Annotated in this window: 18 protein-coding genes and 4 tRNA genes; 13 read left to right on the top strand and 9 right to left on the bottom strand. The window is 39.3% G+C overall.

Annotated features, from left to right (window positions below; translation table 11 throughout):
• Nucleotides 1–72: 72 nt before the first annotated feature.
• Nucleotides 73–1,290 (bottom strand): S-methyl-5-thioribose kinase, encoded by a 1,218-nt coding sequence (gene mtnK / locus GQR38_RS19690; protein WP_024607291.1) that lies wholly within the window; start codon nucleotides 1,288–1,290, stop codon nucleotides 73–75.
• Nucleotides 1,291–1,419: 129 nt separating this feature from the next.
• Here mtnK and mtnA point away from each other — a divergent pair, with 129 nt between their 5' ends.
• Nucleotides 1,420–2,448: an S-methyl-5-thioribose-1-phosphate isomerase gene (gene mtnA / locus GQR38_RS19685; protein WP_101163122.1), complete on the top strand. Its 1,029-nt coding sequence runs from the start codon at nucleotides 1,420–1,422 to the stop codon at nucleotides 2,446–2,448.
• Here the strand turns inward: mtnA and GQR38_RS19680 are convergent.
• The 4 genes from GQR38_RS19680 to GQR38_RS19665 all read right to left on the bottom strand — a co-directional run bounded on the left by GQR38_RS19680 (nucleotide 2,437) and on the right by GQR38_RS19665 (nucleotide 5,482).
• The gene (locus GQR38_RS19680) at nucleotides 2,437–3,501 is read right to left on the bottom strand and encodes a RelA/SpoT domain-containing protein (protein WP_007579871.1); all 1,065 of its coding nucleotides are present in this window, start codon (nucleotides 3,499–3,501) and stop codon (nucleotides 2,437–2,439) included. The two genes, mtnA and GQR38_RS19680, sit on opposite strands and share 12 nt — an antisense overlap.
• Nucleotides 3,502–3,630: 129 nt before the next feature.
• Nucleotides 3,631–4,173 (bottom strand): cupin domain-containing protein, encoded by a 543-nt coding sequence (locus tag GQR38_RS19675; protein ID WP_165723038.1) that lies wholly within the window; start codon nucleotides 4,171–4,173, stop codon nucleotides 3,631–3,633.
• Nucleotides 4,170–4,856 (bottom strand): acireductone synthase, encoded by a 687-nt coding sequence (mtnC, locus tag GQR38_RS19670; RefSeq protein ID WP_024607294.1) that lies wholly within the window; start codon nucleotides 4,854–4,856, stop codon nucleotides 4,170–4,172. The genes GQR38_RS19675 and mtnC overlap by 4 nt, the downstream gene beginning before the upstream one ends.
• A complete protein-coding gene (locus GQR38_RS19665) occupies nucleotides 4,853–5,482 on the bottom strand; it encodes a methylthioribulose 1-phosphate dehydratase (RefSeq protein WP_024589460.1) in 630 nt (209 codons plus the stop codon). Before GQR38_RS19665 ends, mtnC begins: the two co-directional genes overlap by 4 nt.
• Before the next feature lie 108 nt (nucleotides 5,483–5,590).
• On the opposite strand from GQR38_RS19665, the gene GQR38_RS19660 reads away from it, so the two are divergent.
• The 4 genes from GQR38_RS19660 (at nucleotide 5,591) to GQR38_RS19645 (ending at nucleotide 9,599) form a co-directional block, all read left to right on the top strand.
• Nucleotides 5,591–6,733: a methionine aminotransferase gene (locus GQR38_RS19660; RefSeq protein WP_165723037.1), complete on the top strand. Its 1,143-nt coding sequence runs from the start codon at nucleotides 5,591–5,593 to the stop codon at nucleotides 6,731–6,733.
• Nucleotides 6,721–7,494: an amidohydrolase gene (locus GQR38_RS19655; RefSeq protein ID WP_024589458.1), complete on the top strand. Its 774-nt coding sequence runs from the start codon at nucleotides 6,721–6,723 to the stop codon at nucleotides 7,492–7,494. The genes GQR38_RS19660 and GQR38_RS19655 overlap by 13 nt, the downstream gene beginning before the upstream one ends.
• A gap of 75 nt (nucleotides 7,495–7,569) precedes the next feature.
• A complete protein-coding gene (locus GQR38_RS19650) occupies nucleotides 7,570–8,985 on the top strand; it encodes a mannose-1-phosphate guanylyltransferase/mannose-6-phosphate isomerase (RefSeq protein ID WP_024589457.1) in 1,416 nt (471 codons plus the stop codon).
• A gap of 38 nt (nucleotides 8,986–9,023) precedes the next feature.
• The gene (locus tag GQR38_RS19645) at nucleotides 9,024–9,599 is read left to right on the top strand and encodes a hypothetical protein (protein ID WP_165723036.1); all 576 of its coding nucleotides are present in this window, start codon (nucleotides 9,024–9,026) and stop codon (nucleotides 9,597–9,599) included.
• A 40-nt stretch (nucleotides 9,600–9,639) separates the two neighbouring features.
• Here GQR38_RS19645 and GQR38_RS19640 read toward each other — a convergent pair whose 3' ends face one another.
• The 3 genes from GQR38_RS19640 to GQR38_RS19630 form a co-directional block, all read right to left on the bottom strand.
• Nucleotides 9,640–11,796 carry a response regulator gene (locus GQR38_RS19640; protein ID WP_024589456.1) on the bottom strand — a complete coding sequence of 719 codons (2,157 nt, stop codon included), beginning with the start codon at nucleotides 11,794–11,796 and terminating at the stop codon, nucleotides 9,640–9,642.
• A 167-nt stretch (nucleotides 11,797–11,963) separates the two neighbouring features.
• Nucleotides 11,964–12,620 carry a response regulator transcription factor gene (locus tag GQR38_RS19635; protein WP_004334929.1) on the bottom strand — a complete coding sequence of 219 codons (657 nt, stop codon included), beginning with the start codon at nucleotides 12,618–12,620 and terminating at the stop codon, nucleotides 11,964–11,966.
• A gap of 220 nt (nucleotides 12,621–12,840) precedes the next feature.
• Nucleotides 12,841–13,209: a histidine triad nucleotide-binding protein gene (locus GQR38_RS19630; protein ID WP_007579887.1), complete on the bottom strand. Its 369-nt coding sequence runs from the start codon at nucleotides 13,207–13,209 to the stop codon at nucleotides 12,841–12,843.
• Between the two features lie 92 nt (nucleotides 13,210–13,301).
• On the opposite strand from GQR38_RS19630, the gene GQR38_RS19625 reads away from it, so the two are divergent.
• Nucleotides 13,302–13,901, top strand: a complete 600-nt coding sequence (locus tag GQR38_RS19625; RefSeq protein WP_024589455.1) for a DUF2057 domain-containing protein — start codon at nucleotides 13,302–13,304, stop codon at nucleotides 13,899–13,901.
• A 59-nt stretch (nucleotides 13,902–13,960) separates the two neighbouring features.
• Here GQR38_RS19625 and GQR38_RS19620 read toward each other — a convergent pair whose 3' ends face one another.
• Nucleotides 13,961–15,802 (bottom strand): M1 family metallopeptidase, encoded by a 1,842-nt coding sequence (locus GQR38_RS19620; RefSeq protein ID WP_165723035.1) that lies wholly within the window; start codon nucleotides 15,800–15,802, stop codon nucleotides 13,961–13,963.
• Between the two features lie 144 nt (nucleotides 15,803–15,946).
• Here GQR38_RS19620 and murB point away from each other — a divergent pair, with 144 nt between their 5' ends.
• The 7 genes from murB to GQR38_RS19585 all read left to right on the top strand — a co-directional run bounded on the left by murB (nucleotide 15,947) and on the right by GQR38_RS19585 (nucleotide 19,186).
• Nucleotides 15,947–16,957, top strand: a complete 1,011-nt coding sequence (murB, locus tag GQR38_RS19615; RefSeq protein WP_121955042.1) for a UDP-N-acetylmuramate dehydrogenase — start codon at nucleotides 15,947–15,949, stop codon at nucleotides 16,955–16,957.
• Entirely contained in the window at nucleotides 16,954–17,946 is a 993-nt protein-coding gene (birA, locus tag GQR38_RS19610) for a bifunctional biotin--[acetyl-CoA-carboxylase] ligase/biotin operon repressor BirA (protein ID WP_165723034.1), read from the top strand. The genes murB and birA overlap by 4 nt, the downstream gene beginning before the upstream one ends.
• Complete coding sequence (locus GQR38_RS19605; RefSeq protein ID WP_165723033.1) at nucleotides 17,943–18,653, top strand: type III pantothenate kinase; 711 nt, start codon at nucleotides 17,943–17,945, stop codon at nucleotides 18,651–18,653. The genes birA and GQR38_RS19605 overlap by 4 nt, the downstream gene beginning before the upstream one ends.
• 126 nt (nucleotides 18,654–18,779) lie before the next feature.
• Nucleotides 18,780–18,855, top strand: a tRNA-Thr gene (locus GQR38_RS19600).
• A gap of 40 nt (nucleotides 18,856–18,895) precedes the next feature.
• Nucleotides 18,896–18,980, top strand: a tRNA-Tyr gene (locus GQR38_RS19595).
• 44 nt (nucleotides 18,981–19,024) lie between these two features.
• Nucleotides 19,025–19,099, top strand: a tRNA-Gly gene (locus tag GQR38_RS19590).
• Between the two features lie 11 nt (nucleotides 19,100–19,110).
• Nucleotides 19,111–19,186, top strand: a tRNA-Thr gene (locus tag GQR38_RS19585).
• Nucleotides 19,187–19,367 lie beyond the last annotated feature (181 nt).

Raw genomic sequence — 19,367 nt, 5'->3', positions numbered from 1 at the left:
CTACGATTTAGCAAAATCTCTTGAGTCAGACTTGTGATCAAGAGACAGCTAATAGCGCCTTTTTAATGTTTTTTAGTTTAATTGGCTTATTAATAAACTAAAAAATGCTTCTTTGTTGTCGCATGTTTGGGCATTCAAAATAAGTTGCTCGCCTAGTGCTAATGTTTGTTTTTGCACTATAAGACGCGCTTTCTCATCATTTATGCTATCTATATCGGTTACATGTGCGAGCCCTATGGTGCGCCTAATTAACTCAGCACCACAGTAGCCAATGGCGTCTTGTAATACGCCCTTTATAAAGTATTCACCGTAGCCTGTAACCTTTAGCGCACCTTCAGTAGTGTGCTCATTTATAAGCGTAAGCCAATGCTGTTCAAATAAGGTATAGCATTCAACAAGGGTGCTTAATAAGTGGGTTTGGTAATTACGACGAGCCACAAAATCTCCAATATGCCCGTATTGTGCGCAGTAATTTAAAAGTAAATTGCCAATAAAAGAGCCAATATCGAACCCAGCAGGTCCAAAAAAACCAAACTCTGGGTCAATCATCTTTGTATTATTACAATCAACAAAAATGCTACCGCTGTGCATGTCACCATGAAGTAATGTTTGCGGGTTAGATAAAAAATTAGCTTTTAGTTTTGCTATTTCTAACTTTAATACGCTGTTTTTGTGTATTGCATCAACTTCGTTTTGTAGTTGCTTTGGGTAGTTATTGCGTTCGTGCTCAATGTACGGATCGCTAAAAAATAAGTCTTCAGTGATTTGGCAGAGCTCAGGATTAGTAAATTGACTAACGAGTGCTTTTTTAGTTTGTGCGGTTAAATAAAAATCTGAATTATAAAAGCCAGTATGGCTTAAGTAGGTCGCTACATGCTGCGCCAATTTAGGAAATTGCTCCGCATTATTTTGTGCAGTGCGCAGTATTTGTAAATTACCTAAATCCTCTAAAATAGTCAGCGCTTGCATTTCACTATAATGTAAAACCCTAGCAGTATAAGTTGGGCAAATAGCGCCATGATTAAGCAAAACTTGCGCTTCTATACGAGCTCTATCAAGTGTTAATGGCCACGACTCGCCCACACAACGCGCGTAAGGCAGAGCTTGCTTCAAAATAACGCTATTGTTTTGCTCATCAGTAATTCTAAATACCAAATTAAGATTGCCATCGCCAAACTCATATGCCGATAAGGTTTGTCCTTGAGCAAAAAAATTACATTGTTTAGATTCAATTAATGTCGATACGTAATCGATAGCGCGCTGTGCGTTAAAAGCAACATAGTTAGTCATGGTTTAAATCTCAAAAATCAGCTTTTAAGCATTCTATACCTTTAAATGTTTAGATGTCTATAAGTCTAACTTGAGAGTTATTCAAAGTGGTGTAAAATAACGTTACGTATTTTTAATACCTTAAGCATTATGCAAAATTTAATCGCAAGCAGTTTAAAATATGAAAACGGGTCGCTTAGTGTGCTCGACCAATATTTACTTCCTCACCAGCAGGTATGGCATCAATGCCATGATGTAGAAACCATGAAAGAGCTGATCATTAACTTAAAAGTGCGTGGAGCTCCACTTATTGGTTTAGGCGCGAGCTTGTTAGTGGCGTATTTAGCTGAACAAGGGGTAGTAAAAAGTGAGCTTGAAAAAGCAATCAATGAACTAGAGGCCACTCGTCCAACGGCAGTTAATTTAATGCATTGTATGGCGGCATTGCGAAAAGCTTTAACGCAAAGCGATTATGTTGCCGGTATTGTTAGTACAGCTGAGCGGTTGTTTATTGAAGATATTGAGCTGTGTGAACGAATGGCAACCCGTGGCGCCGAGCTTATAAATAGTGGCGACAATGTATTAACTCATTGCAATACAGGGGCGCTTGCAACCGCTGGTATTGGTACTGCACTAGGTGTTATCTATAAAGCGCAGCAAAAACATGGCAACGTACATGTGTGGGTTGATGAAACACGACCATTATTACAAGGCGGTCGCTTAACTGCCTTTGAGCTTGAGCGCTGGAAAATACCTTACACATTAATTTGCGATAATATGGCAGCAAGTTTAATGGCTGCAGGTAAGGTAGATAAAATAGTAGTGGGGGCTGATCGTATTGCCGCCAATGGTGATTTTGCTAATAAAGTGGGCACCTATAATTTAGCCGTACTAGCGCATTTTCATAACATTCCATTTTATGTGGTCGCGCCTATTACCACGCTTGATACCAACACCGCGTGTGGTGATGATATAGAAATAGAGCAACGTAATCCTCAAGAAGTGCGCGGAGTTAGCGGTAGCTTTGGCGAAGCTTTATGGGCGCCCACCAATGCTAATGTATATAACCCTGCATTTGATATAACGCCGGCAAAGCTGGTCACAGGATGGGTGTTAGACACGGGTGTGTATAACCAGCAACAAGTATTAATGGGTAAACTTAAAGAGCTAACTCAATAATATGCGACTGAATTCTGAAAGAAACTCAGAGGTACTATTTAGGTAGTTGGGGTAGGCTTTTTCTATTGATTTCAAGTCGCTCCCCGCTACCAGAAGCACGTTATTGTGAGTTTGTTTTTCTTGTTCGGCGTAATGTGTTAGAGCTTCTTGCTTTTTATTCTCTGCATATAAAAAGACTCGACCCATTTGTGTTTCAGTGTTGTGAACGAGTAAAGCAAAGCCTGTATCTTTCGATTTATTTTTAATTTCGTCAACTTGGAATGCGCGATTAAATGCATCAAGCTTATGAAATGCGGCTAGCTTTTTATTTAGTGCCGAAAGCTCATCAACAAAGGCCTGCGATTGTTGTGAACTTAATTGATTTGAACCATCTTTGACTGCAAGAAACTCACCCATGATAAAAAATAATCGCTTCCAATCTGTGTCGGCTGCTTGGGGATTGGTTTTTAGTGTTTCTTTTTCAATAATATCTACAATTTCAACAGTAGTAGCCCAAAGGTGCTGAAGCCTAGTGCGCAACTGAACTTCAATTTGAAAGCCTTTATAATCGTGAGATTCTAAATTGTTATAACTTTTATAAACACGATGAATACCTCTATAGCCTGTCGCTTTTGGGTTTTCAATATAATCATATGACTTAACGCTATGAACTGCTCTACTCGAGTCTAAACTGGCGTTGAGTTGATATAGATGCTCTAGATTATCTAAGATTACTCGGCAGCCACCTATATCGTGCATTCGCTTCAGATTTATTGCGTTTTCACTTTTACCATCCAACGAGGCTCTTTGTAACTTATCTATAATAGTTGGCAAGCGCTTTAAGCGTCTAACTATAGTCGCCGATTCTAGCAAATGAAGCTTTTTTACATGTTTCCATACGAGGTTTTTAATAATAGTCAGCGGATATAAATGTGCTGCACGATAGTTTTGTACAACCTCTATTGCAAAGTCAAAATCACCTTCATTTTTACGAAAAATACGACCAGCCTTTTCAACTTGCTTACGTGAGTAGGCTAGTTGTTGTTTAGACTTTTGATATTGTTCGTTCACCATTGGAAAGTTACTCTTTATCAGCTGCATTGCTAAAATAATATTACAGAGTTAAGTGATTGAAGTCATCCTGCAAATTGCATAAATACGCTTATAGAAAATATAGTTTAGGCATGCGTGCACTGAGCTTTATTAATCGAGTAAGGGAAATTGCTCTGCAATAGACGAGTCAGTACTTTTTGCTACCCAGCCCTCTGTATTGTTAAATAAGCGAATGGCAGTAAACTCAGGGTCGCTTCCCATATCAAACCAATGCGGGGTAAGTTTAGGTACTGAAATTAAATCGCCTTGTTGGCAAAGTACCTGATAAACCTTATTGCCTAAATGCAGGCAAAATAGCCCTTGGCCTTTTACAAAAAAACGCACTTCGTCTTCATTATGAGTATGTTCAAATAAAAACTTTTTGCGCAGCTCTGATGCGCCAAGATTACCTTTAGCTAGAGATATAACGTCTACTGTTTGATAGCCATTTTCGATTTTTAACCGATCTATATCGCTTTTGTACGCACTAATAATTTGCTCATGGGTGGTGTGCTCATTAATATCTGCATTTGTTTGCCACTGTTCAAAACGTACGTTTACTTTAGCTAGTTGCTTTGCAATATCATCAGCATTTGATGTGTTTACAAGTGCTTTGGTTGCATCGTTGTCGGCATACACTGTTAATTGGCTCATACTAATTGCCCCAATTTAAATTGGCTAAAGTCATTAATATAAGGGTGTGCTTTAGTGCTTGCTTGCCCATCACGAATTAAATGTAGTGTTTTTAAGCCTGCAGCTTGCGCGGCATCAAGTTCACCGGCTACATCACTTAAAAAGAGTATTTCTGCTGCTTTAAACGGTAATAGCTTAACAATAGTGTTATAGGCTGTTTGTTCTTGTTTTGCGCCAACTTTGGTGTCAAAAAAGTCAGTAAACAAGCTGCTAATGTCGCCATAATCACTGTATTTAAAAAGTAGCTGCTGCGCTTTTACCGACCCTGACGAGTACACATACAAAGTAATATCGTTGTTGTGTTGAGCTTGTAAAAAATCAAATGCATCTGGGTATAAATGACCTTTAAAATCACCGTGTTCATACCCTGTTTGCCAAATTAAGCCTTGTAACTGCTTAAGTGGAGTGATTTTTTTATCTTCATCAATCCAGGTAAGTAAAGTGCTAATGACTTCTTCTATATCGGCGTTTGGCTTTTCGACAAGGGCTTTTATGGCATTAATTTGCTCGGCTACATCTGGCTTATCAGCATTGGCACGTACAAAGGTAGGTAACTGCTTTGCCGCGTAAGGAAACAACACCTCTTTAACAAACGAGATGCGGGTTATTGTGCCTTCGATGTCGGTTAAAATAGCTTTAATCATTTAGTTACTCCCGCTTGAATACCGATTATTTTCAGGCGCTCTAGTTCGCAACTAAATAAAAACTCTAAGGCTTCTAGGTGGCGACGAACTTCATCAATATTACGCCCTACTGCATATAAGCCATGACCACGTATCAGTACGCCGTGCTCTATCGGCGTATGTAAATGATGGTCACTGACCAGCAGGCTTAATCGGTCAATATCTTGATCGTTATCGAAAATAGGAATGCTCAGCGTTTCTAAATGCGAAGTAAAGCCGCTCAGTGCTTTTTGCATTTCATAGCCTGTTAAATCAAGTTGATGCCTTTGGGTAATTTGCGACAGTACGGTGGCGGCTACAGAGTGAGTATGCAAAACACACTGTGCATCAGGTATAAGCTGATACAAACTTAGGTGTAATTGTGTTTCTGCCGATGGCTTTACAGCTCCTGCTAGGCGCTCGCCTTGGTGGTCTAATTGCAAAAAATGCTCTTGCGTAAGTGAGCCTTTATCGTGCCCACTTGCCGTAACAACAAAGCCAGTGCTAGTACGAGCTGAAAAATTTCCACCTGTTGCGGGTACCCAGCCTTTTTGGCTAACCCATTTTCCGGCTTCAATAAGTTGTGAAATAGCGGTATTGTTTTGCATACATTCCTCACTAATGAGCGTAAAGTTAATTGTTTTTAGACGGCTATACTTCTGTTTTAAGCAATGATAGCATCGCTTTAAGCGCAAAACCATCATTAAGGGCATCACGTGTTTGAAAGTAAATTACCAAATTTAGGCGTTAGTATATTTAGCCAAATGAGTGGGTTGGCTAATGAGTTTTCGGCAATTAATCTCTCTCAAGGCTTTCCTGAGTTTGATGCTCCTGATCTTTTAAAAACGCAGTTAAATTATTATGTGCAGCAGGGCGTTAATCAATATTCACCTTCAAGTGGTGTACCACGATTACAGCAACAAATTGCTGATTTAGCAAAGCGTAAATATGCAGCTGCTATAAACGCAGCTGATCAAGTTACTGTTACCTCAGGTGCAACAGAGGCATTGTTTGTGGCTATTCAAACAATCGTGCGCCCCAGTGATGAAGTGATTGTATTTGACCCTGCATATGACTCCTACCAACCCGCAATTGAACTCGCTGGTGGAAAGTCGGTACACATTGCTTTAAGTGCGCCAAATTACACTATTGATTGGCAAGTAGTGAGCCAAGTAATTACTAAAAATACCCGTGCAATTATTATAAATACGCCTCATAACCCAAGCGGTAAAATATTACAGCCACAAGATATAAAAGAGCTTAAAGAGTTAGTTGGTACTCACAATTTGTATGTAATAAGCGACGAGGTATATGAGCACATTACGTTTGATGAACAACCACATTTAAGCGTATTACGCGATGATGAATTATTTGCCAAAAGCTTTGTTATATCGAGTTTTGGTAAAACGTTTCACAGTACGGGCTGGAAAATGGGTTACTGTATTGCACCTGCCGATTTAGCTGTCGAATTTAGAAAAATTCATCAGTACGTTACGTTTTCAAGTTTTACCCCCGCACAGCATGCGCTTGCCGATATGCTCGAGCAGCAAGGCGAGCATATAGATGAGCTAAGTGGGTTTTATCAGCAAAAACGCGACTTATTAGCGAGCCATTTAAGTAATAGTCGTTTTAAAATTTTACCTAGCCAAGGCACTTACTTTTTATTATTAGATTACAGTGATGTATCGGATTTAAACGATGTTGAATTTTGCCATTGGTTAGTTGAGCAAGCAGGTGTGGCGGCTATTCCGTTAAGTGTGTTTTATCAAAAACCACCAACCGATAAAGTAATTCGCTTATGCTTTGCTAAAAACGACAACACTCTCATAGAGGCTGCGCAAATATTATGTCAACTTTAACCATTACAGCATTGCAAAGCTCGCTTTATTGGCTTGATAAAGACGCTAATTTAGCCATGTTTAATAAACAGCTTGACGCAATTACGCATCAGCCCGATCTTATTTTACTGCCAGAAACATTCTCGACTGGCTTTGCTATTAATTTAGATTGTGCAGAGCCCGAAAATGGTAAAGTACTGACTTGGTTAAAAGCGCAGGCTCATAAACATAATGCGGTTATTGCGGGTTCGGTACTTGTTGCACAAGGCGATAAAAAAGCAAATCGGTTTTATTGGGTAAAACCCGATGGAGAGGTGAGTTATTACGATAAGCGCCATTTATTTCGCTTAGGCAGTGAGGGCGACTACGTTGTAGCAGGGCAAGCGCGCAAAGTTTTTGAAATCAATGGTTTTAAACTATTACCGCAAGTATGTTATGACCTGCGTTTTCCGGTATTTCAACGCAATAATAACGACTACGATGTAATGATAAACGTAGCAAATTGGCCTGCTGTACGCCGCCATATTTGGGATACGTTACTTATGGCGCGTGCAATGGAAAACCTATGCTACGTAGTAGGCGTTAATCGCGTGGGGGAAGACGGTAATGGTGCCTCGCACAATGGCGGTACAGCGGTATACGACTTTAAAGGCGATGCCTTAACTAAAGCGCAAGATAACACTGAGCAGCTAGTTACTATAACACTTGAAAAAGCACCACTGGATGAGTTTAAAGCAACGTTTCCTACCTATTTAGATGCAGACCCTTTTACATTAATATAGACACGTTAATTTAGCGCAGAGCTAATAAAGTGTTAAAATAGTCGCTGATATTTTTGTTGGCGGCTAATATACATTATGAACACTTTAATCACTCCTGTAATTTTAGCTGGTGGCATAGGCTCTCGCTTGTGGCCGCTTTCTCGCCAAGCAATGCCTAAACAATTTTTACCACTACTAAATGAAAACACGTCATTGCTACAAAGTACGTTGGCGCGTGTTTCTAATGAGTTGTTTGATAATGCTATTTTAGTGTGTAATGAGCAGCACCGATTTATTGCCGCCGAGCAAGCTGCAAGCTCAACTCCTAGTGCATTATTACTCGAACCCAAAGGTAAAAATACCGCGCCTGCCATCGCATTAGCCGCCCACTATGCACTGCAAAATGGGATTACCGGTCCACTATTAGTGATGCCTGCCGATCATCATATTAAAAACTTTGATGTATTAACAGCTAAGCTCCCAGAAGCTGTAAAACTTGCTGAGCAAGGAAAGCTAGTTACATTTTCTATTACTCCTACAGAACCGCATACTGGTTATGGCTATATAAAACAAGGCTCGGCTATTGCTGGAACTGGTTGTTACGATGTTGCACAATTTAAAGAAAAGCCTGACTTAGATACAGCGAACCGTTATTTAGCTCAAGGTGGTTATAGCTGGAATAGCGGCATGTTTTTATTTACCCCCGCAGCCTATTTAAAAGAGCTCGAGCGGTTTGCGCCAAAAATAGCAACGAGTGTCGCTGCAGCAGCACAATTTACTAAAGATTTAGGGTTTACCCGCCCAAGCAACAGTGCGCTTGAACACTGCCCAAGCGATTCAATTGATTACGCCATTTTAGAGCGCAGTAATAACGTAGTTGTTATGCCTGTTGATTTAAAATGGAGTGATGTAGGTAGTTTTTCATCCCTTGATGCGCTTACAAAAAAAGATAAAAACGGTAATAGTTTAAACGCTAATTATATGGCTCAAAAAAGTACTAATAACTTAGTTATTAACGAGGCTGAACACACTATTGCCACGCTTGGAGTAAGCAATTTAGCAATTATTCATACCCACGATGCCACACTAATTGCAAACCAAAATGAGCTAGATTCTTTGCCTTTGTTGCTTAAGCAAATTGCTACAACACAGGCTGATAAACTTAACCATCATCAAGTGGTTTTTCGCCCATGGGGGAATTACCGTACTTTGGTTGAAGGCATTGGCTTTAAAGTTAAAAAAATTACTGTTATCAGCGGTGCTAAGCTTTCGACGCAGCGCCATCAGCATCGCGCTGAACATTGGGTTGTGGTTTCGGGTATTGCAGATGTGTGTATTAATGAGCAAGCGTATACGCTAACGCATGACCAATCGTGTTATATCGCCGCAAAACAAATTCATAGCTTGGCTAATAATCAAAAAGAGCCGCTAATAGTCATTGAAGTGCAAACCGGTGCTGTACTTGATGAAAGCGATATAGAGCGATTTGATGATAAATATGGAAGGGGTTAAAAAATCAGATCCATGCCAAAAAGGACGTTTCAATATTAATGAGTAAAATAATTTATAAAATAACGACGGATGTTAATCATTTCAGAGTCATATTTCCTGATAGCGAAGCTTTATGTGAACCTGACCTATGGAAGCCTGATGGTTCATCAAAAGAGTCTACACTGATAAATTTTAGTGCCCATTATAATAATGAAAAAGAGACACCCCTAGGTGATTTCACTGCAATTAATTTACAAGGCCTTGCTATAAGGGATCATGTTGCAAATGAGTTAGCTGAACTTTTCGAAGATTCGGGAGAGTTACTTCCTTTCTATGTAGGTGATGACAACTGGTACTTTTATAATGTCACTCGAAAAATAGAGGGTATATTAAATGTTGAGATGAGTACTTTTATGCTGCCAAGTTTAAATATCGGATTACAAAAAGCGGTGTTCAAAAAAGAAAAACTACCAAAGCATAGCTGCATATTTAAAATGCCAGAAGACCGATTTGAAGGCACTTACGTTTTTGACTCTCGTGTAAATGATAAAGATATTACTTTAAACCTCTTTTGTGCCTTGCGAGCACATGGTTTCACAGGTCTTAACTTTGAAGAGGTAGCGAGATTTGATTAACTTAAAGTAAAATTTAAAAAACCTTAACGCTTTTTTAATTTCACTCTAACTGCCCGCGCACAAACTTTAAATATTGCTCTAAGCTGCGTTGCCACAGATCTAACGCTTCATCAAGCATATCGTTGTGTGGCTTTTTATCGAGTAAACGACGTTCTATTTTTTTAAGCTCAATACCATAGCGATTAAAACCAAGTTGCAGAGCGGTACTTGCTTGGCGATGTAAAAGCTTAATGCATTGCTCTGGTTGTTGGTCAATAAGCTTTTGACAGCGAATTAGCTTGTTACGCGCCGAGAGCACAAACTCATTATAAATCGACGATACTTCATCTTCACTAAATGAGCTGGTGAGTGTTTCGGCCGCTGTTTTGTCATACAAGGTATCAATAAGTTCTACTGCAATACTCGCAGTTTGATTAGATTGAGAGTCGCTAAGTGCTTGGCGAAGCTTTTCGTGCTTAATAGGCTTGCCTACAATGTCTTTTATTCCTAATTCTAAATATTCTTTTACTTCGTCAGGGCTAAGGCTTGCAGTAAATGCGAGTACTGGAGTTCGTTGATTTTTATGATCAATGCGTTTTAGACGTTTAAGTACTTCTTGGCCTGTTAAATCAGGTAGGTTCATATCAAGCAAAACAACATCGAAGTGGTGAGCTTGCATGAGCTCTATGGCGCTTTTCCCATCTTTTGCGAGCTTAATTTTGTGCTCATCGTCGGCCATAAATTCTATAGCAATTTTTTGATTTAAATCTAAATCTTCAACCAGTAGTACATCAAGACCTGTTAAGTAATCTTTAGTTTGATGGCGCTGCTCTACAAGGCTTAATTCACCTAAAGTAAAAGTAACGGTAAAGCTAAATACACTACCAGTACCAAGCTGGCTGGCTATTTCGAGTCGGCTACTGAGCTTTTCAAGCAGGCGACTGGTAATAGCTAAGCCAAGGCCAGTTCCGCCTTTTTCTTTTCCTGCGCTACTTTGTACATAAGGTTCTGTTAAGTAGGCTATCTCATCATTTTCTATACCTGGCCCTGAATCTTTGACACTAATTTTTATAGTGTGCTCAAGTTGTTTTTCTAATACTAAATCAACCTGAATTTTAACGGTTCCGTGGTCTGTAAACTTAATGGCATTACCTACTAAATTAATAATTATTTGCCTAAGTTTTTGCTGGTCGCAGTAATAACAGGCTTGCTCAGGAATATTACATATTAGTTCAAACTTGAGTTGCTTTTGCTCGGCGAGAGGGCTTAGTAATAAGCATAAATTATTAAGCCATGTTTTAAACTCTACATCTTCTTCGTAAAGCGCTTCGTCACTTTGATCTAGGCTCGCGTAATCAAGGACCTTATCTACCAATAAGTTAAGTGATTCGGCAGAATTTATAATCGCTTCGCAATAGGCTTTATTGCGGGTATCACTTGTTTGGTTCATAACAAGTTGGGCGCTGCCTAAAATACCGTTTAGCGGGGTGCGAATTTCGTGGCTTATAGTTGATAAAAAGAGCCCGCGTATTTCTAAATCTTTTTGTGCTTTATCGGCTAATTTATTGAGGTGCTGCTCTCTGCGCTCATTACATAATAACGCCATACCTGCAGCATAAAACATGGGAGCAATTACGCCATTTAAAAATAGCAAAGAGCTAAACCAGCCGTTTACTAAAAGATTTTTTTGTTCAATGTTATCCATAAATAACGAGCGGCCAATAAAGCTTAAAGCAACAAGCGTTAAAATGGTTATGTATACAATACTGCCATTAGGATAGGGTTTGCGTGCACACTTGATAAATATAAACAGTAAAAAACCGGCTTCTGCTATGTGTTGTATATCGGATGCAATCACTCTTTCGTGTAAAGATGGGTCAAAAAAGGTGTAATAGCCAAGCATTACAGTGCAAAAAGCGGTCACTGAGCAGAGTAATTTAAAACCAATACCGCGATAATTTAAAAACTGACTAAGTGAAAGGCAGTGCACTATTGATGCGGCAAACATCATGCTACTGGCAGCGCTAATAATTACTAAATTATGTGTATCACCAACAAGAGTAAAGCCAATAACAGAGCCTAATAGCAATATGGGATAAAAAATGTATAGCAGCGTGCCCGATATTTGTTTGTTTGTTCGCCATGTCAAAAAGTTAAGTAAGGTCATTACGACCATGATGGCGATGCTGGCAAAGTAAAGAGTGAAGGAGTCGAGCATTAATATTCCAGCAAAGTAGCTATTAAACTAAAGTTATCAAAAGTATACACTTATACCAATCCTCAAAACAGATTACTTAATTAAGCTAATTGTTATTAGATAAGTATATAGCACATACAAAAACAGACACCTAAGTGTCTGCTTTTAAATTTAAACTAAATATTTGATTAACGAATTTCATCAGGGATATTTTGTTGTGCCCACGATAGAAGTTCAATACGGTTACGACATTTAGTTTTTCTAAATGCGCTGTATAAATGTGTTTTAACAGTATGTGGACTAATACTTAAATCTTCTGCGATCTCTTTATTTTTCGAACCTTTACTCATTAGTGAGATTATTGCTTTTTCTCGCTTAGTAAGTTTAACAGGCTCAATATCACCTTCGGTTAGTTTATGCAGCGCATCTTTATTAAATTGCAGCATACGATTTAATGCATTACACATAATATCGCGACGGTACCAAAGTTGATCTTCAAGTAGTAAGCGAATACCTTTCATTAATACATCGGCGTTATCTGTTGTGTAAAATACGCCACGAATACCGCTTAACAATGCACGATTAGCAAGTTCAGGGTTTTCGTCTAAATTAAATAATATGATATCGCATTTAATACGTAGGTTTACTAGTTGTTCTTTTAGTTTTCCCCATGCATCCTTGCTTGATGTTTCAATAAACAAAAGTCGAGTCCCTTCAGGTATGTCTAAAATATTAGTACCTGTGGTTACGTCAAGGCCTTGCGTTTTTAACAAAGGTTCTAAAACGTTAATACCAATAGTGTTAATTGGCTCTTGATCTAATAACAAAAAGGCTGAACTGCTCATGTTTTTTATACTCTTTTATAAAGCTGACTGACTAAGTTTACCACGACTTCCACACCTTTTGTATTAGAAAATCGCTGATGTACTCAATAACAAATACGATATTACGATTATTTAAACACAAAATGTTGCAAATAAGTAACTATTTATTCTTTATAGCTATGAAAAATCATAACATTTGTAACTAATTAATTGAGTGGAACAATTTAATAAAAACTTTTAATTATTTTACTTTTTTTACATTTTGATAAGGTGGCCAGCCCATTTCTTTACCGCCAAGCATGTGTAAATGTATGTGATAAACAGTTTGCCCACCATGTTCGTTACAGTTCATAACAACGCGGTATCCGTCCTCAGCAAAATTATGTTGCTTAGCTAATTTAGCTGCAACTACGTATAAGTTGCCTACTAAATGTGAGTTTTCAGGATTTATATCATTTATAGTAGCAATTGCTTTTTTTGGGATAATTAACACATGAAATGGCGCTTGTGGGTTTATATCTTTAAATGCGAGAGTGTTTTCATCTTCGTAAATAATATCTGCTGGAATTTCACGATTAATGATTTTGGTAAAAATAGTTTCTTGGCTCATAGTGTGTTCCTAATTAAGTGTTGTGAATTTTAAGCTCACTAATGACAAACTTTCAAAGCAGTGTCAAACTGAAATCAAATAAAGGAGTTAATATGCTTAAACCAATTTTAATAAGTAGTGCAGTTGCATTACTACTTAGTTTTTCGGCTAATGCTGAGAATATTCACTTTCCAGAAGAATTTGTACCACTGCAAGTGGGCGATAAAATGCTAGAAAGCTCTTTGTTTAGTCGTATTGATGATGTAGAGCTTGCCCCCGGAACTTATCAGCTTAGGCTAAAGTACACCGATTTATATGAAGATGATTATGACACGCATGAAGTTGTGGAGTCGGAACCATTTTGGGTAAGTGTAACTGTTGAAGCAGGTAAAGATTATACCTTAGTGTTTAATCGTGCTGAAAATTCAGTATCTGCAAAAGTATTTGCAGAGGCACCACAAGTTAGTTTAAAAGCAAAAAGTAGCGCTGTTGCTAAGCCTTTAAGTGTTATTTCTAACACGCAGCTAGCAAGCAATAAACCGGTAATGCAAAATACAATGCCTGCAGGACCTTCACGTCCTAGTCAGCCAATAAAGCCGATAGCACCAATTACAGGTAAAGGAATGCCAAGTGCGCCGCAAATGCTTGATTTTTGGTGGCAACAAGCCACAACTACAGAGCGTAAAGCTTTTTTAGAAAAAGTAACAAAGTAAAATAACAGAAAAACAAAAAGGGCCAAATTTGGCCCTTTTTAGTTTCTAGTTAACGCTATTTATTCAAATAATGCGTCAATAGTACCTTGCGCAAGAGGGTGATACCCAGGGCGTGCTTTTAAGTACACGCTTTGTGCCCAGTCTTTTTTACCGTTAGTGATAAGTGATTTATATAACGGCACAATTAACTTACGACGGCCAATACCTGATAAGTGCTTATTAAGCGCAGGATAAATTGGTTGATAACCATTACCTACTGCTAGCATAAACCAAGCAAACGCACGTTCAGCGTTAGTTGATTGCGTTAGGTTAAATTCACTATCAAGCTCGCTCATTTTCTCTATGCTTAAATCGCGTGGTAAGTTATTTAAAAAGTGTAGCCACTCATGCACAGACCAATCAGCCGTTGGTAGTTGAGCTGCTGTTGTGTCGCCTTTCAACCATGCCGCTGTTGCAGTATCTACTTTATCAAATGCATCAGAAGTAGGGTTTGGCGCATCACTTGGTAAGCCAGGCTCAAAAATCCATTCATTTACTTTATCCATACTTACAACACCAGGGTACTTCTCAATTAAGTTAGCTTTTAAGTAAGTAACAAATTGCGCGGTAGTAAGTGATTTAAACGAAAACTCTTTAAAGTACGCTTTTACAAACGGGTCAAACTTATCGCGGCCATATTTGTTTTCTAGATAGATTAAAAATAACTGACCTTTAGTGTAAGGCACTGAGCTAAACGCATCGTCTGGGTCGCGGCCATTAAGTTTTAAATTAAGGCGTGTATCTGGTGCATCAATTGTTTTAATTTGTGCGCGTAAAGACGCTGAATCAAGTGCTTGTTCCATAACCGCACGGTCACGACCAAATACTTCTTCCATAATGCGGTTTTCAACGTACGAGGTAAAACCTTCGTTTAACCATAAATCTTCCCACGTTGCGTTAGTTACTAAGTTACCTGACCAAGAATGAGCAAGCTCATGGGCAATAAGGTTAACTAAGCTTTTATCACCGGCAACAACCGTTGGAGTAATAAATGATAAGCGTGGGTTTTCCATGCCACCAAACGGAAAACTTGGTGGTAGCATTAATAAGTCGTAGCGACCCCATGCATATTCGCCGTACATCGCGTTTGTTTTGTCGATCATGGCTTGGGTGTCGTCAAATTCAGCAACTGAGGCATCTAAAATTGTCGGTTCAGCAAATATGCCTGTTTGATGCGACATTGCTTTAAATTCTAAGTTACCTGCGCCAATAGCAATTAGGTAAGGTGAAATTGCTTGTGGCATATCAAAAATGTAGTCGCCATCTTTATAAAGCGCATCTTTGTTGTCGGCACTCATTACAGCACGTATATCTTTTGGTGTATGAATTCGTGCAGAGTAAGTTACACGCATTGCGGGTGTATCTTGCACTGGGATCCAACTACGTGCATGAATTGCTTGCGATTGGCTGTACATAAATGGATGCGTTTTACTTGCCGTTTGCTCTGGTGTTAACCATTGCAGGCCAGATGCTTCTGGACGACTGTTGTAGTAAATACGAACTACTTCAGCTTGGTTTTTAAACACAATAGTAAGCTTTGAACCTTTAACGTCATCTCGCTTAGCTAAATCAAAAGTCGCCTTTTTCCAGTTACCACTTTGGTCTTTGTACATTACTTTATCAATGTCTAAGTCGCGGGTATCAAGTACGAGAGTTCTACTTTTGCTGTTGTTCCACTGAAGAGTATGCTCAACAAAACCTTCTAACTGCTTGTCGGCAAAGTCGACATCTAAATCAAGGTTTAAGTGAGTAGTAACAACATCATCAAGGTTAGCATACGAGTTTTGGTCAATCGCATTAGCCATTGCTTGCGAACACATACCCGCCATAGCGAGGCTTAAAAAAAGAGGTTTAATTTTCATCATTACTCTGAACACAAATAAAAAAGTGCTGGTTTTATATCACGATTGACACGGTGGGTTGAGTGATTTTTACAATCTAGTGCCACATTTGCGACGATGAGGTAAACTATTGCGATTAGTTACCGGTATTTTTTAGAGAGCTTTGTGGCGCATTCATTACACTCCTTACATACATTCGCATTAAACAGCCAATGCCAAAATTTTGTTGAAATTACTCAGCTTGAGCAACTTAAAACGCAAAGTTTTAGTGCACCGTTTTGTTTGCTAGGCGAGGGCAGTAATACCGTGTTTTTAAATGACTACATGGGTACGGTTATAAAAATAGCCTTAAAAGGTATTAAAATCACCGAGCGTGAGAGCGACACACTAATAAGTATTGCTGCAGGCGAAAACTGGCATCAACTAGTCAGTTATTTATTAGAGAAAAATATACCCGGGCTTGAAAATCTAGCACTTATACCGGGCACTGTTGGCGCATCACCGGTACAAAATATTGGTGCTTATGGCGTTGAGATAGCTAAATTTGTTGAGTTGGTAGAGTACTTTGATATAACCACTAAAACTATGCATTCACTAAATAACGAGCAATGTGAATTTGCTTACAGAGACTCAATATTTAAAAATGCTCTCAAAAATAAAGCGGTGATCACGCAAGTGCATTTAGCGCTCCCAAAAAAATGGCAACCAGTATTAAGTTATGGCCCCCTGCAACAGCTCTCAAGCATTACCCCGCAAGCAGTATTCGATCAGGTTATAAAAACGCGCAATAGCAAATTACCTAACCCATATACACTTGCCAATGCGGGTAGCTTTTTTAAAAACCCAATAATAACCAACCAGCAGTTAGCTGAACTATTAAAGCAATTTGCAGATTTACCTCATTACGAATATGGGCAAAGTCATCACAAGGTCGCGGCAGGTTGGCTAATCGATCAAAGTGGTTTAAAAGGGCACCGCGAGGCCGGTATAGAAGTGCATCAACAACAAGCATTAGTACTTGTTAATCACGGAAATAGTGAAGGTGGTGACCTAATAAATATGATTAAACACATTCAGCAAGTGGTTTATACACGTTACAACATTATGCTAGAACACGAGGTACGTTTAATAGATGCGCGCAGCGAATGCCATATTAACGCGGAGCCTGAGCAATGAAAGCACCTGATGGAAACAAACTCGCTATTTTAAATGCACTTAACCAAGGGGGCTTTGTATCTGGCCAAGGCTTGGGTGAAAAGCTAGGAATTAGCCGAGCTGCGGTGAGTAAACATATTAAAACGTTACAAGAAATGGGCTTGGATATTTTTAAAGTGACTGGCAAAGGCTACTGTTTGAATAGTCAGGTGGGCCTTTTAAATAAAACACAAATTGATCAGCACTACAAAGCGCTAGGTGCTAATACTGCCGATGTAGAAGTACACCCTATTATTGATTCGACCAACAGCGAGCTTATGCGCCGTATACAGGCTAAAACAGCGCTTGAGTCTGGTGCTGTTATTGTTGCTGAAATGCAGCAAGCAGGGCGCGGCCGACGCGGCCGTGTTTGGCAATCCCCATTTGGCGCTAATCTGTATTACAGTTACTTTTGGCGCTTAGATGACGGGCTTCAAGCTGCAATGGGTGTATCAATTGCGGTAGGCCTTGCTGTTTATGATGCAATTAAAGCGTTATACCAAATTGACGTAGAGCTTAAATGGCCTAACGATATTTATATAAATAAACAAAAACTTGCAGGTGTATTGGTTGAATTAGATGGGCAACCGCAAGGACCTTGTCAGTTAGTGATTGGTATAGGTATTAATTTACAAATGCCTGAGAGTTTTAGCCAACATATAGACCAAGCGTGGACCGACTTAAATCAACATACTCAAAAGCTTGATAAAAACCAGCTGGTGGCGTCACTTACTTATCATTTAGAGCAGCGTTTAGTGCAGTATCGTCAAACTGGCTTACAAGATATGTATGAGCAATGGAATTCGCTTAATGCGTTTGCTGGCGATTATGTTGAGCTAAATACAGGGCACCGAAGCTGGCGTGGAATATGCGAAGGTATTGACCCACAAGGTGGAATACGAATTCGCCAAGATGGTGAAGTAAAAAGTTATTACGGTGGTGAAGTCTCCCTCAGAAAGGCGCAAGTATGAGATTACTGATCGACGTAGGAAATACATCACTAAAAGCTGTGCTGTGGCATAACGAGCAAGCACAACCAGCAGATATAAATAACCTACCTTGGTTGCAAATAACCGAAGTGATTTATGCGTGCGTAGGGCGCAGTGATTTACTAAACGATATTCTCGCGCAAGCGGCTAGCAATAATATTACTTGCTTTGAGGCCAAGGTAACCAAAACGCTTGGAGATCTTGTATGTGCTTACGAGCATGTGGGTAACTTAGGCATAGACAGGTGGCTTGCGCTTATTGCAGGCTTTACGTTATATCCAAACACAGCATGTATTGTTGTTGATGCGGGTACTGCGACAACAATTGATGTGCTCAATAGTGAAGGCCTACATTTAGGTGGCTGGATTTTACCCGGGCTTGATTTAATGACCTCATCGCTTACACAAAACACCCAACGTGTTTTTGATGACGGTAAAACACCGTTTACTAATGAACTGGGTAAAAACACGCCAAATGGTTTAAAAAACGGTGCCTTAGTGGCAACCATCGGGGCAATTGAGCAAGCTAAGCTGAATTTAACGGCTCAAAAAACAGAACAAGCAACACAAATTATTTTTGCTGGTGGCTATGGCTCACTATTGCAGCAGCAATTTGCAGGAAGTATTTTTGATTCATTGCTCGTAATGAAGGGATTGAATTATTGGTACGAATTAACCGAAACAGTATAAAAAAGTGCAAAAAACGCGTTTTCGCGTGAATATTGAGCATTTAAACTAAAAATTTACACTTTTTTTAATTTTATTGTTGCATCCCAATAAACCTTACTCTAATATCTCGCCCCGTACTAAAGCAGTGCCGACTTAGCTCAGCTGGTAGAGCAACTGACTTGTAATCAGTAGGTCAACCGTTCGACTCGGTTAGTCGGCACCACTTTCCTTTTACCGGAAGTGAATTAGTAGAGAATTATCGTGGAGGGGTTCCCGAGCGGCCAAAGGGATCAGACTGTAAATCTGACGGCTCAGCCTTCGCTGGTTCGAATCCAGCTCCCTCCACCACTTTATTCATGACGGTTAGAGGTAGTTTAAGAACAGATTTTTATGCGGGCATCGTATAATGGCTATTACCTCAGCCTTCCAAGCTGATGATGCGGGTTCGATTCCCGCTGCCCGCTCCAGTTCTTGTGTTGCTGATATAGCTCAGTTGGTAGAGCGCACCCTTGGTAAGGGTGAGGTCGGCAGTTCGACTCTGCCTATCAGCACCAGTCCTAAGAATCTCCTTGATTACTTCCTTTATCTGTCAGAAAATACTATTTGAAAAAATTAACTTAATCTACCTCTGGTGGATTATTTTCATATGTAATTTAGATACACAAAACTGATAGGTTCCGTCATGGCAAAAGAAAAGTTTGAACGCGTAAAACCGCACGTAAACGTTGGTACAAT

This window comes from Pseudoalteromonas sp. c7(2019) (genome assembly GCF_011378625.1).
Taxonomy (GTDB): domain Bacteria; phylum Pseudomonadota; class Gammaproteobacteria; order Enterobacterales; family Alteromonadaceae; genus Pseudoalteromonas; species Pseudoalteromonas arctica.
The sequence above is the reverse complement of the archived record's forward strand: the minus strand, read 5'-3'. Positions and strand labels throughout refer to the sequence as shown.